The organism is Henriciella marina DSM 19595 (genome assembly GCF_000376805.1).
GTDB classification, from domain to species: domain Bacteria; phylum Pseudomonadota; class Alphaproteobacteria; order Caulobacterales; family Hyphomonadaceae; genus Henriciella; species Henriciella marina.
In genome coordinates, this window is the sequence record NZ_AQXT01000002.1 from 20,241 (window position 1) to 35,153 (window position 14,913).

The following is a 14,913-nucleotide window of genomic DNA, read 5'->3' on the forward strand; positions in this document are numbered from 1 at the left end:
TTTAACTGCGTCTGACTGGGGAATTGAAATCATGAAAACCATTGGATGGGTGAGCGGCCTTGTGCTGGCGACGTCTCTATCGGCTTGCGACCAGGTCAGGACCCCGCCGGTCTTTGACCGGTCTGACAGCGGCGATGAGGCAGGCACTGCCGCGTCCGGCACGGTTGGCGTGACAGACTGGCAGGAGACGCTCGTCGAATATGAGGCTTTCGCTGACACACCTTATTCAAGTGACGGTGGCATCGAAGCCGACCTTTCAGGCGTGCAGGCGGCTCTGCCGGATATGCTCAGCCTTAGCTGGGATGAGACAGCGTTTGACGCGGCCAGCGGCGCCACCGCGTTCAGTGATCTGCGCCTGACCCTGAATACCGAGCCTGCAGTCAGCATCGCGATCGATGAAGCGCGTGTCTGGGGCTTTGATGGTGACTTCCTGGCGGCACGCCTGCGCGGTGAACGGCTGGACGAAGCCGGAACCGTGTTCGAGCGCCTTGAGGCGGATGGCTATGCCATCGTCGGCGCGGCCGATGCCTTGAATGCAGCCTTTGGTGTGCTGGAGGATGAATTGGGCGAGGGCGCGGACACGGTCTTTGGCGTCAGCCAGCTGGACATTGCGGCGGAGACAAGCGTCACAAGCAATCTGTCGCTGCGGCCATTTGAATATGTCCCGGTGACAGACGAGCAGTTCAGCAAGCTGGATGAGTTTTTTGGCGCCGGCGACTTTGATGCTGAGGAAGACGCCGAGGCGGACGCCGGCGTCCAGCTGGAGCATGTGCACACGGCGCAGCAGGTGCTGGCCGCTTTGCGCTCGATCTCTATCGAACGCGGCGCGGCGCGAAATATCTCGACCGTCATGGAGATGGGAGGCGAAGGCATGACCCAGTCGGTGGCGTATGAGATGGAGTTCTACGCCTATGACGGCATCTCCGGTTTTGATCTCGACCGCATATACTCAACCGGCATCCGCCAGGATCAGGGGATGAGCTTTGACGTGCCTGAGGAGGGAGACGCTGGAACGCCCTTCCCGGAGGGGGTCCAGTTTGAACAGACGGTTCTGGCTGACTTCTCCTCGTATGAAGGGCTGCGGCTGGACACGTTGGCAGGTTATCTTGCACGAGGCGCATTTCCCGGCATGGAGGAGCGCGACCTGATGAGCCTCGGCACGAGCGAGATCATCAACTACGCTCTCAGGATCAACGATGAGGATATCTACCGCGTTGAGCGGGGCCGTTTCGACGCGTCGAAATTCGAATGGCTGCTGCCTAAGGAGCTTACCTTCGACGTAGAAGGCATGTCGGTTCATCCATCCGCGGTCGGAAATATGGTCATGGGCTTCATCTCTTCGGGCGACGATGAGGAAATGGATGAGATCCGCCGGGATATAGAGGAAGGGATCGCTCTCCTCGATGAGCATGGCTTCTCTGACATCCCGGTCGACCTGCAGGCGGTCGCAAGCTGGGATGAGGGAAGCGGCAAGACGCTGTTCCGGCTGGCAGGACAATCTGACGGGTTTGGTGAGCGTATTGCGCGGCTTGAGATCACGTTGCCGGACTATAACCAGATCGCCGAGCTGGAGGCGTCAGGCACCGACTTTGAGGACGGCTTTGAGAAGCTGTTTGAAGAGCATTTCAGTTTCGTTGGCGCCCGCCTCTATGAAGTGGACGAGGGCGGATACGATAAACTGTTCGGCTTCCTTCACGAACTGGGCAAACTTCATGAAAGCGAAGGATGGGGCGCATGGCTGGCCGGTATGCCGCCAGAAAACATGCGAACATTTATCGCGACCATGACGCGGTCGGTGAAAGGCAATGCCAGCGATGTCCCGCAGGCGGCTGACTGGATCGAGGCGGTTGCGGCCTATTTCGAGACGTCTGGCGGCAGCCTGGATATCCGGGTTGAGCCGGAAACGCCGCTTACACCTGAAATGATCGAAGCGCTCGATACGGCGGATGATCCGCAGGCGGCGATCGAACAGTTCGGGATCAGCGTCACACATACACCTGAATAGGTGAGTGAGGTGCTTGACCCCAGCGATGGTGCGCATCACCTATGGCATCGACAAGTTTGTATGGGAGACGTCATGCACCGCCTCGACGATGAGACCGAACAGAAGCCGCAGAACGAGCCGAATGCCTTTCTAGAAGAGGCACTTTTCAAGGCCAGAACGATCATGTTGACCGGCGGCGTTGACGACAAGCTCGCCCGGCGGGTCTGCGAACGCCTTTTGGCGCTCGACGCCGAAAGCGACAAGCCGATCCTTCTGGTCGTGTCATCGCCAGGCGGCCACGTTGAGTCCGGCGACATGATCCATGACATGATCAAGTTCGTCCGCGCCGAGGTCAAAGTGCTTGGCTCTGGCTGGGTCGCATCCGCTGGCGCCCTGATCTATGCAGCCGCGAAGAAGGAAAATCGCTTCGCCCTGCCAAATACGCGCTTCCTGCTTCATGAACCACGTGGCGGTTTTGGCGGTCAGGCATCCGATATCGATATCCAGGTGCGTGAGATCGTGCGCATGCGCGAGCGCCTGAACAATATTTTCGCAAAGGCCACCGGCCAGACGCTGGAAAAGATCAAGGCCGATACCGACCGCGACCACTGGATGAGTGCTGAAGAAGCCGTGTCTTACGGCCTTGTTGGCAAGATCGTCACCAGCCGTAGCGAAATCAGCTGATCAATGCACCGAGCCGCCGGCGGTGGCGGCGGGCATTTTCTCAGACGCATCAATCAAAGTCCGGCCCAGAAAGGGCCGGATTTTTTCTGCCGCGCGCTCAGGTTTCAGGAAGGGGAAGAGATGTCCGCCATCCTCGATCCATTCCTGCTCCGCACGGGGAATAAAGGTCGATAGCTGCAAGGAATTTGACGGCGCTATGATGTTGTCGCGCGTGCCCGCGAGCACCAGCGTCTTGTTGCTCAGGAAGGGCAGGAAGGCGAGGCTTGACCAGCCGGCAAAGCCAAGCAGCTGCCGCGACATCACTTCAGGCGCCGCAAAGGCCTCGGTGCCGGGCGCGATCTGGAGCATGTCCATGTCGCGTTCCAGGTCGGTCCAGAGCTTTAGAAGCGGGAAGGCCGATGAGAAAAGGGCCGCATCGCTCCAGTCATGGGTCAGCATGGTGAAGCCGCTGCAGGTCGCGGCGAGGATGAGGCGGCCGACATGTTTTCTGTATTGCAGGGCAACCTGCTGGGCGAGCACACCGCCCAGCGAAAAGCCCATCAGGTCAAACCTGTCCGCGCCAAGATCTGCGCAGGCCTGCACGACAAAGTGCGCGAGCAGGACCGGCGAATGAACCATGTCGGTTTCGGGCGTCTGCCCGCTGCCGGGCATCTCGATCGCGATCAGGCGCGTGTCCGGGAACTGGGCGGCGAAAGGGGGGAGAAGCTCCAGTGGCGAGCCGATCCCGTTGAGGAAAACCAGCGGGGTGCCGGGGGCATTATCGTTCCAGATATGGATGCGCAGGCGCGTGCGGCCTGCCGTGTGCCAGACTTCGCGGTGAGGTGTCGGCTTGAGGTGCGGCAAGTCGTTTCCAGTATCTGTTTAGGGCGCTCGAAGCGCGAGCCATGGACCGGCGCCCCATTGGTGTAGACGACATCGCAACGGCATAACAGCCGGCAAAGAAAAAGGGAGACCAAACTGGTCTCCCTGATCCACTCTACACAGTTTACTCTACAATCGGTGATATGTAACGGATTTTTCGCAAGAAATCCAGAGCGGAAACGCACCGTACCGCATGGGCCGGTGGCGGATCAGGCGCCCCTGAAAAAACAATCTACAATTTCTGAGAATGAGATTGACTCGCAACTGTGCCCCATTTAGTGCGCCTGTTATTGACAATCATTCTCAAATATCAGGGAAGAGGGATTATGGGGTATAGAACACTCGCTGCGGTACTCATCATGTCGGCAAGTCCGGCTGCGCTGGCTGTTGCGCAGGACGCTGCACCAGCCGAGGACGCCGACAGCCGTCAGGAGACGATTATCGTTACCGGAACGACCGCCTTCGGGGCGACCAAGTCTGATACGCCCATCGTCGAAACCGCGCGTACCCTGTCGGTCGAGACCAGCGAGATGTTCATCGACAAGGGCGCGCTGAACCTTTCCTCGGCGCTGACCTATGTCGCGGGCGTGACCGCTGAGCCTTATGGCTTTTCGACACGCGGTGACTTTCCCCAGTCGCGCGGGCTGGAACTGCCACGTTATCGCGACTCCATCCAGGAGCTCTTCGGCAGCTACAATTCTACACGCGCCGACCTTTATACGGTCGAGCAGATCGAAGTGCTGAAAGGCCCGGCGTCGGTGCTTTACGGGCAAGGCTCGCCGGGCGGTATCGTCAACTATGTGTCCAAGACGCCGCGCGACACGTTTGGCGGCGAGCTTCGCGGCGAGGTCGGTAATTTCGACCGCTATGAAGTAGCTGGCGACGTCACCGGCCCGATCGGCGGCGAGGGAAGCCCGTTCTCGTTCCGGCTTGTCGGGCTCTATGGTGACACCGGTACGCAGGTCGATCAGGTCGATGAAGAGACGAAAGTCTTCATGCCGTCGCTGGCCTGGCAGGCAACGCCTGACACGCGCTTTACGCTCATCGGCCTTGTGCAGGACACTGACAGCGACACGGCGGCACAGTTCCTTCCGATCAAAGGCACGCTCGAACCACTCGACGATGGAAGCTATCTCGACTGGCAGGTCTATGCTGGCGAGGAAGATTTCAACCGCTACAATACGAGCTCTGAGCAGGTCACGCTTCTTGGTGAGCACCGCATCAACGACAATCTGATGATTGAAGGCACGGCGCTCTGGCGCTCGGGCGAAGCGGACTATCACCAAGCCTGGCCAGCCTTCATCGGCGGTACACGCTACATCAACGACGTGCTCGGCGTGAATCTCTTCACCGACACGACTGTTGCCCGCACTTTCTATCAAGGCGACAACACCTTCGACCAGCTGGCCGGCGATATCCGCCTTCGGGCTGATTTCACGACCGGCGCGCTCGAGCATGAGCTGCTGGCGGGCGTCCAGCATCAGGATGTCGAAACCGACAGCAACACCTCCTACTATTTTGCAGGCGGTGCGCTGGCCGGTGATTTCCGCTACGTGCTGGACCTGAAGAACCCCGTTTACACAGGCGCTCCCGATCAGTCGGTATTCGACGCGATCTATAATGATGCGCCAACGCAGACGACAAAGGATACGGGCGTCTATCTGTCCGACCAAATGGCCTATGACAAATGGCGGTTCACGGCAGGCATACGCTTTGACAGCGTCGAAAATGAGGCTGGCGCGGTCAGTCAGGAAGACGACGCCGTGTCCACGAGCTTTGGTATCCTCTATCGCTTCGACAATGGCTTCTCGCCTTATGTGAGCTATGCCGAAAGCTTTGAGGCGGTCGTCGGCACCGACATCAACGGCAATCAGCTGGAGCCGGAAGAAGCGCGCCAATATGAGGTCGGCTTCAAATATGACCCGCGCGGTATCCCGGGCATCATCACGGCGTCGTACTACGATATCGAGATTTCGAACCTTCCGAACCCAAATTCGCTGCCGGGGAACGCTGCCCAACAGCAGGGCATCTCTACGCTGAAAGGGTTCGAGGCCGAAGCCCGCCTGCAATTCGACGAGATCTATTTCCAGGCCGCGGCGTCTACTATCGATGCCGAAGACCCGAATGGCTTCCAGCTCTCGGCAATCCCGGAAATGCAGGCTTCGGTCTGGACGACCTGGCGCCCCGATGGGGCATGGAAAGGCTTCAAGGCGGGCGCGGGTATTCGTTATGTCGGCGAGACCGTGTCCGAGAATGCGGCGCTCTCCTACACCACGCCGGATTATACGCTGGGCGACCTCATGATCGGCTATGAGTGGGACCAGTGGGACTTTGCGATTAATGCGCGCAACATCACCGATGAAGACTATCTCACCGGCTGTCTGACGCGCGGCGACTGCTTCCCGGGTCTGCGCCGCACGGTTGTCGCCAGCCTCAGCTACGACTTCTAGCCAACCAGTAGGGGAGACCGTCCGTCATGAGCACGTTTGAATGGAGCCTGTTCCTTCTGGCCGCTGCTGCGGGGCTTGGCGGTCTCTACACCCTTTATACTGCGTGGAAGCGGCCGGGCCGGCCCTTCCACGTAGCGGGTGGCTGGGGACTGCTGGCCGCGGCGCTGGTTTCTGGTTTCGTGGCGAATGGTGACCGCGGACTGGCACAGATCAGCGTCATCGTGATGGTGACCGCGTGCATCTACCTCGCCATACCGATAATGAGAGGTGTGGCGCTTCCTGTGGCGGGTGTTCGCCAGCGGGCGGGGGCCGGTGAAACGCCTGTCCTGTCCTCCAATCGCGCGCTGAGCGGGCTTGCAGGTGTCTGGACCTTCCTGCTCACCGGCCCAATCGCTGGTGGCATTGCCCTATTCAGCGCAGCTGGCCTGTTCAAACTCATGCGCGCCGCATCTGTCAGCGTGGCGACAGCGGGGGCGACCACCATTATCGCGTCCGTTGTGATATGGGCCGTCGTATCCGTTCTGATTCTCATGGAGCCGCGGGCAGGGCGGCGCTCTGCTTATGCGGGCGGCGCGCTCGTCTTCAGTCTCGTCGCCGCCTTCGCGCCGCTCTAGAAAGGAATTTTCTCATGGCGACTTCCATCTGGCCAAAGTCCAGCAAGGCGCGCGTCGACAGGTCCCTGTCGGCGCATTCGGTTATGGGGCTGGTGATCAGCGCGCTCATGTTCATCGTCTGCCTGTCGGGCACGGTGGCGATGTTCGAGGACGAGATCGGCTGGTGGGAGAACCCTGTCCAGGCGCCGGTGGAAACCGTGTCGCCAGAGGTCGCGCAGGCGGCCGCCAATAATGTCTTCGTGGCGCAACCCGGCACGACCCATCTCTATCTCTACCTGCCACGCGACAACTGGCAGCGTTTCGTTGTCGGCGGCGATGACGGGCTGGAAACGGCGAATGCGCAGGGGGCGATGACGGGCGGTTATGAGACGCCGTGGAACGACTTCCTTGTCCATCTTCACTATTATCTCAGCCTGCCGACCAGTTTCGGCATGATCGTGGTCGCCATACTGGGCGTCATGCTGGTCGCGATGGCGGTCTCTGGCCTTCTGGCACATCCGCGCATCTTCCGTGATGCGTTCCGCCTGCGCACAAAGGGACAGGCTCGGCTGGTGCAGGCCGACTTGCACAACCGGCTCAGCGTCTGGACCGCGCCTTTCACGATCGCGATCGCATTGACCGGTGCGATGATCGGTCTGTTCGTTGTGGTGGCGATGGTGCTCGCGCAGACGAGCTTTGACGGCGATCCTCGGGCGCTGACCGAGTCCATTTTTGGGGCCGAGGGCGAAATCGATGAGAGCCCGGCGCCGCTTGCCGATGTCAGTACGGCGATGATCACGCTGGAGGAGATGGCGCCTGACGCAAATCCATTCCTTGCGATCGTGCACGATCCCGGTACGGCAAGCCAGCACACCACCATCTATGGCGAGCACACCGACCGGCTGGCCTATGGCGAGATGTACGAGTTTGACGCAGACGGCACCTATACCGGAAAGGCTGGCTATACGGACGGAGAAGCAGGCAAGCAGATCGCCATGTCGACCTACCGGCTCCACTTTGGCGACTTTGGCGGCCTCGCCATGAAAGTGGCCTATTTCCTCATGGGGGTCGGTCTCTGCATCGTGGTGGCGGCAGGGCTGAATATCTATTTCCTGAAACGGGCAGAGGCCGGGCGCGGAATGCCGCGTCTTGAGGCGGCATGGGCGGCGCTCGTCTGGGGCAGCCCGGCTCTGCTGGCGGCAACGCTGGCGGTGAGCCTGCTCGGTGTCGGCATGGTTGCCCTGACGGGATTGTTCTGGCTGGGAGCGGTGGCGCTTTGCGGGCTCGGGCTGGTGCTGGGCGATCAGGTGAAGACGGCGCGCTGGATGCGATTTGGCCTGGGGGGGTCACTCTTTGCCGCCGTTGGCGTGCACGCGGTGCGCTTCACTGGAAGCTATCAGTGGCCACATGTGTGGGCTGTCAGCCTATGCTTCATGATTGCAGGTCTGCTGCTCATGGTATGGCCCCTTCTGTCAGAACGGTCTTCGACGCCTTCTTCTGCAGTCGCCGCGCGGCCCTAGAACGAAACGCGGAACTGTTTCCGGCTTGTTTGCCGGAAAAGCTACTCATTCGAATAACCTCGGATAAGTTGCGCTGCTATGAATCGCCTCAATGCGAGGTGGTATCGGAACTATGAAACTTCGGCCGGAGTTTATGATGCGCTCGTCTAACGGAGACATCATATGACAAACGGCCAAGATCCGGTTGTAGAACGCTTCGAAGATTTCATTTCTTCGAACAACTTCCCCTGCGTTGGGGCCAAGTCGGCACTGGTTCGCCAAGGGCTCAAAACCCGTTGCTACCGGTCCATCCTGCGTACCTCTGACGATTTTGAACTTCAGCGAGAGCTGACGAAATTTCTCGACGCCATCGATGTGAACAGCCCGGTCGTTCAATCCTTCGCCGCTATCTTTCCCGATGAAATACCGCCGACGGAGACTGACTTCGAGCGCGCGCTGTGGGACCGGCTCCAGTCGCTCCACAATCTCGACGTCGCTGCCGGTCGGTCTTGGGCGGATAATGTGTCAGAGGACCCTCAGTCCAGCCACTTTTCAATGAGCCTCGGCGGCCATCCCTTTTTCGTGGTTGGCCTGCATCCTGCTGCATCCCGGCCGGCGCGCCGTTTTGAATACCCGGTGCTGGTCTTCAATTCGCATGATCAGTTCGAACGGCTTCGGGAAGACCGGCGGTACGACAAACTGCAGAGCGTTATTCGCGAGCGGGACAAGGAGTTGTCCGGGTCGATCAATCCGATGCTGGCCGATCACGGTTTTGGCGCAGCCGCTGCGCAGTATAGCGGCCGAGAGGTCAATTCCGATTGGGTCTGCCCATTCGAGAAAAAGGAGTTGGCAAGTTGACGGTGAGAATCCCTCCAAGGTCCGGTAAGGGCTTCACGCTGAAAAAAGGCGAAATCCTCAAGGTCACTGACCCGCAGGGCGAACAGGTTTCGGACATGGTCGCCTTCAGCGCGGCCGATACAAAGGAGTATCTCTCGTCCGGTCGTTCCATCGACTATGCAAGCCGGATGTTTCTCACGACGGGTGACATTCTCTATTCCAATCGGAGCAATCCGATGTTCGAGATCATCGCCGACGACGTAAAGCGCCATGACTTCACGCTGACGCCCTGCTCGCGTGAGATGTTTCGCAAACTCTATGATGAGACCGATCCACCGCCAGGCTGTCAGGGCAATCTGGAGATGGCGCTGGAACCTTATGGCATTGAACCAGACCGGGTGCCGATCGCCTTCAACATTTTCATGCATGTGGCGGTAGATAGCGACACAGGCGAAATCGAAGTCAGACCACCGCTGAGCAAGGCGGGAGATTCGATCCAGCTGCGCGCGGAAATGGATATGATTGTAGCGCTGACCGCCTGCTCTGCAGGCCAGTCCAACAATCATACCTACAAGCCGATCGACTTCGAACTCCTGTCTGAGGGGCAAGACCATGGTTGATGTCCTGACATGGTTTGCTTCGCTCTCCTGTATCGTCGCAGCACTGCTGGTCTCGCTGAATGCTGGCGCCAAATGGTCTGGTCTCGGCTTTCTGATTTTCTCTCTGTCCTCAGCCGCATGGGTCTGGGCCTCCACGATGCAGGAAGAGGCGCCACTTGCGCTTCAGAACATCGTGCTGCTCGGTATCAATCTGTTCGGCGTCTACCGATACCTCTGGCAGCCTGCCAGGAGCCAGAAGTCGAAGCGTATGCGTGAAGCGACCAGCTAAGCGCTGGGCAGGACACGTTTTGCGAAAGCTGAAGCGCAGCGGCGAGCGCACGTCGTCTGACTAGCGTTGCGAAACAAAGCGAAAATGAAGTGGTGGTTCGGGGGAGACTTGAACTCCCGACCTCACGATTATGAGTCGTGCGCTCTAACCAGCTGAGCTACCGAACCGATAGGGCCCATGGGGCGTCTCGCGGCCTGCCTCATGAGGGGCTGCGAAGCGGGCTGAATACACATTGCCGTTCGCTCGCGCAACCGCCTAATCCAGCAGGCCTGCGACATGGTCTGCGATGGCGAGAGAAGAGGTAAGGCCGGGGCTCTCTATGCCAATGAGGTGAATGAGGTGTTCGCTTTCCTTGCGGATCATGAAGTCGCCAGAGGGCGCGCCTTTCTCAACGATCTTGGGCCGCACGCCCGCATAGTCCGGGGTCAGCGCGCCGTCAGGCAGGCCGGGCCAGTAACGGCGGGCAGACTCGTAGAAGAGCGGCGCGCGGGCCGTGTCGACCTGATAGTCGAAGGGCGGTCTGGCATCGTCCGGTAACCATTCAGCGTCGGGGCCAAGTTTGCCGCGGCCTGCAAGGTCTACGGTGAGGTGCAGGCCGAGACTGGCGCGGCCCGGCATCGGATAGATAAGCCGCGAGAAGGGCGTCTTGCCGAGGACGCTGAAATAGCTGCCCTTTACATAGTACGGGTCGGGCAGGTCGATATCGGCATCGATCAGGCGGGCAAGCTCTATCGAGCGGTGGCCGGCGCAATTGATGACCGTGCGCGCGGTGATTTTTGACGGGGTATTGCCGCCTGTGATCAGTTCGACGCCCTCTGGGGTGCGGCTGCCTTCGGTGACGGGTGTGCCGAAGGCGATCATGCCGCCTGCGTCCTCCAGCTCTCCCTGAAGGGCGAGAAAATAGCCATGGCTGTCGAAGATGCCTGAGACCGGAGAGTGGATGGCGGAGCTGATATCTTCGCTGAGCGCAGGTTCCATCCGGCGGGCCTGGATCCCGGCGATAATCTTCAGGTCTTCGACATCGTTATCACGGGCGCGGGCGAGGATATCGGCGAGGCGGTCTTCCTCATCGGGGTGAGCGACAACGAGCTTGCCGCAGTTTTTGTACTCGACGCCATGGTCTTCCAGATAGGCGTAGAGCTTGCGGCGGCCTTCGACGCAGAAGCGGGCTTTCAGTGAGCCCTTGGGGTAATAGAGCCCGGCATGGATGACCTCCGAGTTGCGCGAAGAGGTATGGATCGCGATCAGGTTTTCGGCTTCCAGCACGATGACATCGCGCCCCTTGCGGGCGCAGGCGCGGGCCACGGCAAGCCCGATGACGCCGGCGCCGATGACGACAAGGTCTGCCTCAAGGGTTTCCATAATACTCCTAGGTCGCGGCGAGGGCCTGCCAGGTGGCCGCGGCAAGTTCGATGGCGCGCATGTCGCCGGTGGTCGTGCCTTCCATGCGGTTCATGGCGTAGGCGATTGTCGTGCGGGCGGCCATGTCGATGAGCACGATAGAGCCGCCATACCCGCCCCAGAACATCGCCTCCTCATGAAGGGCAGGCGACATCGGCCCGGAAAGGCCAAAGCCCATGCCGAAGCGCACGGGCATGTCCAGAACGAGGTCTGTTCCTTCTACTTGGCACTCGAGCGCCTTGCGGCAACCGGCCTCTGACAGGAACCGTTTTCCGCCGGACATGCCGCCATTGGCGAGGATGGTGTGGATTTGCGCGACGGAGCGGGCATTGCCGGTGCCGCCGGCTGCCGGGATCTCTGCCCCGCGCCACTCACGCGAGCGCGTTTCCATGACGTCGATGTCCGGGTTGGAGAAGGCCGCCTTCTTGATGTCGGACGTAAAGCTCATCCCGCCAGCCGGGGCAGGGGGCGGCTGCAGGTCTGCGACACGGGCATCTTCCGAGGCGGGCAGGCCGATATGGAAGTCCGCATCGAGCGGCCCGGCAATGTCTTCGCGGAAGACTGTGCCAACCGTGCGGCCGGAGGCGCGGCGGATAACCTCGCCAACCAGATAGCCTTGCGAGAGGGCGTGGTAGCCGGGGGCTGTGCCGGGTTCCCACATCGGGGCCTGGGCGGCGAGCAAGCTGGTCGCGAGGTCCCAGTCGTACAGCATGTCCTTGTCGGTGGGTTCGGTCCAGCCAGGCAGGCCCGCCGAGTGGCTCATCAGGTGTGAGACCTTGACCTTCTCCTTGCCGTTGGCGGCAAATTCCGGCCAGTATTCTGCGACCGGCGCATCGAAATCGATGAGGCCCTTGTCGGCAAGATAGAGAGCGACGAGCGCCGTCATCGTCTTGGTCGTCGAGTAGACGTTGACGATGGTGTCTTTTTCCCAGGGCCGCGTCTTTTCCGGATCGGCATGACCGCCCCAGAGATCGATGATCGTCTCGCCATCCTTGGTGACGCAGAACGACGCGCCGATATCGGCCCCGCTCGACAGGTTTTTCTCAAATTGCTCGCGCACCGCGGCAAACTTGTCGTCTGCAACGCCCTGTACCATTCCGTCAGCCATTGGATATCCTCTCCCTCTTATGGTTAGAGCCTAGGCCCGGTGCCGAAGACAGGCAACAAATTCCAGCCCCGCCGGGATGTGTCGGCGAAGATGCAACTGGCGGGGCTAGGCCGCTGCCGCGATTGATCTAATTGCCATCCTCATGAGGACAGGCGCTTTCCTGATTGCGATTTGGCTCTTTGCTGCAACGCCCGCTTTTGCCGAGACGGGCGAGGAGGCGTATCTGGCTGGCCGCTTCCTTGAGGCAGCGTCCATCTGCGAGAATGAGGGCGGCGCCGACAATCTCGCACGAGCCGCGCGTAGCCTGCTCGCCCATGAGGTGGCCGCAGGAACGCTTGAAGAAACGAGCTTGATGCGGGCCGAGAAGCTGGCGCGTGCGGCGCTGAAGGTGGAGCCCGACCATGTCGAGGGACGCCTGCAGCTTGCCATTGCGCTCTCCATGCGCTCGCGCCTGATGAGCTCGCGTGAGGTCTTGAATTCCGGCTATGGCAAGACGGGCCGGGACCTTGCGCGCGACGTGCTGGAAGAGGACCCCGGCAATGCCTATGCGCACGGCTTTCTGGCGGTCTGGAATATTGAAGTCGTGAGCAAGGGCGGGTCACTCGGCGCGGCCTGGTTTGGCGCAAGCCTCAGCAATGCGCGCAAGCATTTTGAGGCAGCGCGCCGGCTTGATCCTGATAGTCCGTCGCTCTGCTGGCAATTTGCCCGCGCGCTCGCGGCCTATGATTATAGCCGCTACAATGACGAGATTTTCGAGACGCTGACCTGCGCGCTGAAAGCTGATGCTGGAAGCGCGATCGAGAAGTTGATGCAGGCGCGGGCACGGGCATTCTGGGTCTATGCGCGGGGGCATACGAGGCGCGAGATTGAAGCGCGGGCCGGAGCGCTTCTCTGAAGTCCCAGCCTAGTTGCCTGTGCCGGACAGGAGATCTGCGACCTTCTCGGCGCGGTGCTCGTCATCATGTGACAGGATTGATCCTCTGGAGAAATCGACGCCCTGTGGCGGGGCAACCGGATACTCTGGCGGGTCGCCCGCCTGGCCTGACAGGGCGCGGGCCCGGTCGCGGGCTTCGAGGTTCAGCAGGATCTGCTCCTTGCCAGCCGCGCGCACAGCCTCACGGGGTAGAGTTTCCAGCATGTACTGGGCGCTTTCGAGGCCATTGTCGTAGGCGTAGCCGATCCACTGTGCCGCTTCGATCATCTGTGGACGGCCGCCCCATGCCCCGTCACGGTAAATGGCGCCAAGTGTGGTCGCTGAGCTTGGGTCGCTTTTTGCGGCCTCCACCAGCAGGTCGTGCGCTTCGGCGCGTGTGGACGGGCAGATATCATCGCGCAGGCATTTGCGCCCGATAATGCGGGCGGCGTCGCGGTGGCCCGCGCGGGCAAGCTCAAGCAGTGTCGTTCCGTCACCGCCATCATCCATATAGTTCGACATGGCCTCGTCGGTGCGCGCGGCAGTCGTGCCGGTTGTGAGGGCAGCGCGCGTTTCCGGCGTCAGGTCCAGTTGCTGTGCGCTGGCGGTTGCTAGCGCTGTCGCTGCACCGGCAAGCGCGATGAGTATAGCTATCGGCTTCATGAATTGCGTCCCCCTGCTGAAGCTGCCCGGCCTGATGGACGGGCTCACCTCAACGCCTACTCTGCCGCAACCGCCTCATTGATGGCAACCTGTTCTTCGAGCCAATGTTCAGCTTCCAGCGCCGCCATGCAGCCCATGCCTGCTGCCGTCACGGCCTGGCGATAGGTTTCATCGGTGACATCGCCGGCCGCATAGACGCCCGGAATATTGGTCTTCGTGGTGCCGGCTTCGGTGATGAGGTAGCCATTGGCCTTCATATCGACCTTGCCCTTGAAGAGTTCTGTCTGCGGGGCGTGGCCGATGGCGATGAAGACACCGTGCACATCGCGGGTTTCTTCCTCACCGGTTTTCACGTGCTTGAGACGCGCGCCGGTGACGCCGGGCGGGTTCTGCTCACCGAGCACTTCTTCGAGGACTGTGTCCCAGAGGATCTCGACCTTGGGGTGCTTGAAGAGGCGGTCCTGCAGGATTTTCTCGGCGCGGAAACCATCGCGGCGGTGAACCACGGTGACCTTGGAGGCAAAATTGGTCAGGAAAAGCGCTTCTTCAACGGCGGTGTTGCCGCCGCCAACGACGATGACCTCCTTGCCGCGATAGAAGAAGCCGTCACAGGTGGCGCAAGCAGAGACGCCGTAGCCCTGATACTTTTCTTCCGATGGCAGGCCGAGCCATTTGGCCTGCGCGCCCGTACAGATAATGACCGCGTCTCCGGTATAGGTGGTGCCGGTTTCGCCAATCGCGCGGAACGGGCGGCTTTCGAAGTCGACCTCGGAGATATGATCTTCGGTGACCTTGGTGCCCATCTTCTCGGCATGCTCGCGCATCTTCTCCATGAGCTCAGGCCCCTGGATTTCGGAGAAACCCGGATAGTTCTCGACATCGGTCGTGATGGTGAGCTGACCGCCGGGCTGAAGGCCTGCGACCACGCGTGTCTCGCGCAGGGAGCGCGCGCCGTAGATGGCGGCCGTCCAGCCAGCCGGGCCAGATCCGATAATCAGGATTTCAGAATGGATTGTCTCGCTCATCGCCCGC

At 60.7% G+C, this 14,913-nt stretch carries 14 protein-coding genes and 1 tRNA gene; 9 read left to right on the forward strand and 6 right to left on the reverse strand.

Features of this window, described 5'->3' with window-relative positions:
• Positions 1 to 31 precede the first annotated feature (31 nt).
• Both F550_RS0100115 and F550_RS0100120 read left to right on the forward strand, forming a co-directional pair.
• On the forward strand, positions 32 to 2,005 hold the full coding sequence (locus tag F550_RS0100115; protein ID WP_018146484.1) for a hypothetical protein: 1,974 nt from the start codon (positions 32 to 34) through the stop codon (positions 2,003 to 2,005).
• Between the two features lie 72 nt (positions 2,006 to 2,077).
• Complete coding sequence (locus F550_RS0100120) at positions 2,078 to 2,668, forward strand: ATP-dependent Clp protease proteolytic subunit (RefSeq protein WP_018146485.1); 591 nt, start codon at positions 2,078 to 2,080, stop codon at positions 2,666 to 2,668.
• Here F550_RS0100120 and F550_RS0100125 read toward each other — a convergent pair whose 3' ends face one another.
• Positions 2,669 to 3,511 carry an alpha/beta fold hydrolase gene (locus tag F550_RS0100125; protein ID WP_018146486.1) on the reverse strand — a complete coding sequence of 281 codons (843 nt, stop codon included), beginning with the start codon at positions 3,509 to 3,511 and terminating at the stop codon, positions 2,669 to 2,671. It lies immediately after the preceding gene.
• Between the two features lie 344 nt (positions 3,512 to 3,855).
• Between F550_RS0100125 and F550_RS0100130 the strand changes: the two genes are divergently transcribed.
• The 6 genes from F550_RS0100130 to F550_RS16340 all read left to right on the forward strand — a co-directional run bounded on the left by F550_RS0100130 (position 3,856) and on the right by F550_RS16340 (position 9,796).
• Positions 3,856 to 5,979 (forward strand): TonB-dependent siderophore receptor, encoded by a 2,124-nt coding sequence (locus tag F550_RS0100130; RefSeq protein ID WP_026180461.1) that lies wholly within the window; start codon positions 3,856 to 3,858, stop codon positions 5,977 to 5,979.
• A 26-nt stretch (positions 5,980 to 6,005) separates the two neighbouring features.
• Positions 6,006 to 6,593: a hypothetical protein gene (locus tag F550_RS0100135; RefSeq protein WP_018146488.1), complete on the forward strand. Its 588-nt coding sequence runs from the start codon at positions 6,006 to 6,008 to the stop codon at positions 6,591 to 6,593.
• A 14-nt stretch (positions 6,594 to 6,607) separates the two neighbouring features.
• Positions 6,608 to 8,092, forward strand: coding sequence for a PepSY-associated TM helix domain-containing protein (locus tag F550_RS16335; RefSeq protein WP_018146489.1), 1,485 nt, complete (start codon positions 6,608 to 6,610; stop codon positions 8,090 to 8,092).
• Between the two features lie 162 nt (positions 8,093 to 8,254).
• The gene (gntA, locus tag F550_RS0100145; RefSeq protein ID WP_018146490.1) at positions 8,255 to 8,929 is read left to right on the forward strand and encodes a guanitoxin biosynthesis heme-dependent pre-guanitoxin N-hydroxylase GntA; all 675 of its coding nucleotides are present in this window, start codon (positions 8,255 to 8,257) and stop codon (positions 8,927 to 8,929) included.
• Positions 8,926 to 9,528 (forward strand): DUF1989 domain-containing protein, encoded by a 603-nt coding sequence (locus F550_RS0100150; RefSeq protein WP_018146491.1) that lies wholly within the window; start codon positions 8,926 to 8,928, stop codon positions 9,526 to 9,528. The genes gntA and F550_RS0100150 overlap by 4 nt, the downstream gene beginning before the upstream one ends.
• Positions 9,521 to 9,796 carry a hypothetical protein gene (locus F550_RS16340; protein WP_018146492.1) on the forward strand — a complete coding sequence of 92 codons (276 nt, stop codon included), beginning with the start codon at positions 9,521 to 9,523 and terminating at the stop codon, positions 9,794 to 9,796. Before F550_RS0100150 ends, F550_RS16340 begins: the two co-directional genes overlap by 8 nt.
• Before the next feature lie 90 nt (positions 9,797 to 9,886).
• Here the strand turns inward: F550_RS16340 and F550_RS0100160 are convergent.
• The 3 genes from F550_RS0100160 to F550_RS0100170 all read right to left on the reverse strand — a co-directional run bounded on the left by F550_RS0100160 (position 9,887) and on the right by F550_RS0100170 (position 12,305).
• Positions 9,887 to 9,963, reverse strand: a tRNA-Met gene (locus F550_RS0100160).
• 88 nt (positions 9,964 to 10,051) lie between these two features.
• Positions 10,052 to 11,158 (reverse strand): NAD(P)/FAD-dependent oxidoreductase, encoded by a 1,107-nt coding sequence (locus tag F550_RS0100165; RefSeq protein ID WP_018146493.1) that lies wholly within the window; start codon positions 11,156 to 11,158, stop codon positions 10,052 to 10,054.
• A 7-nt stretch (positions 11,159 to 11,165) separates the two neighbouring features.
• Positions 11,166 to 12,305: a serine hydrolase domain-containing protein gene (locus F550_RS0100170; protein ID WP_018146494.1), complete on the reverse strand. Its 1,140-nt coding sequence runs from the start codon at positions 12,303 to 12,305 to the stop codon at positions 11,166 to 11,168.
• A 142-nt stretch (positions 12,306 to 12,447) separates the two neighbouring features.
• Here F550_RS0100170 and F550_RS0100175 point away from each other — a divergent pair, with 142 nt between their 5' ends.
• A complete protein-coding gene (locus F550_RS0100175; protein WP_018146495.1) occupies positions 12,448 to 13,200 on the forward strand; it encodes a hypothetical protein in 753 nt (250 codons plus the stop codon).
• 9 nt (positions 13,201 to 13,209) lie between these two features.
• Here the strand turns inward: F550_RS0100175 and F550_RS0100180 are convergent, their stop codons facing one another.
• Positions 13,210 to 13,881, reverse strand: coding sequence for an SEL1-like repeat protein (locus tag F550_RS0100180; RefSeq protein ID WP_018146496.1), 672 nt, complete (start codon positions 13,879 to 13,881; stop codon positions 13,210 to 13,212).
• Between the two features lie 56 nt (positions 13,882 to 13,937).
• The gene (gene trxB, locus F550_RS0100185) at positions 13,938 to 14,906 is read right to left on the reverse strand and encodes a thioredoxin-disulfide reductase (protein WP_018146497.1); all 969 of its coding nucleotides are present in this window, start codon (positions 14,904 to 14,906) and stop codon (positions 13,938 to 13,940) included.
• Between the last annotated feature and the right edge of the window lie 7 nt (positions 14,907 to 14,913).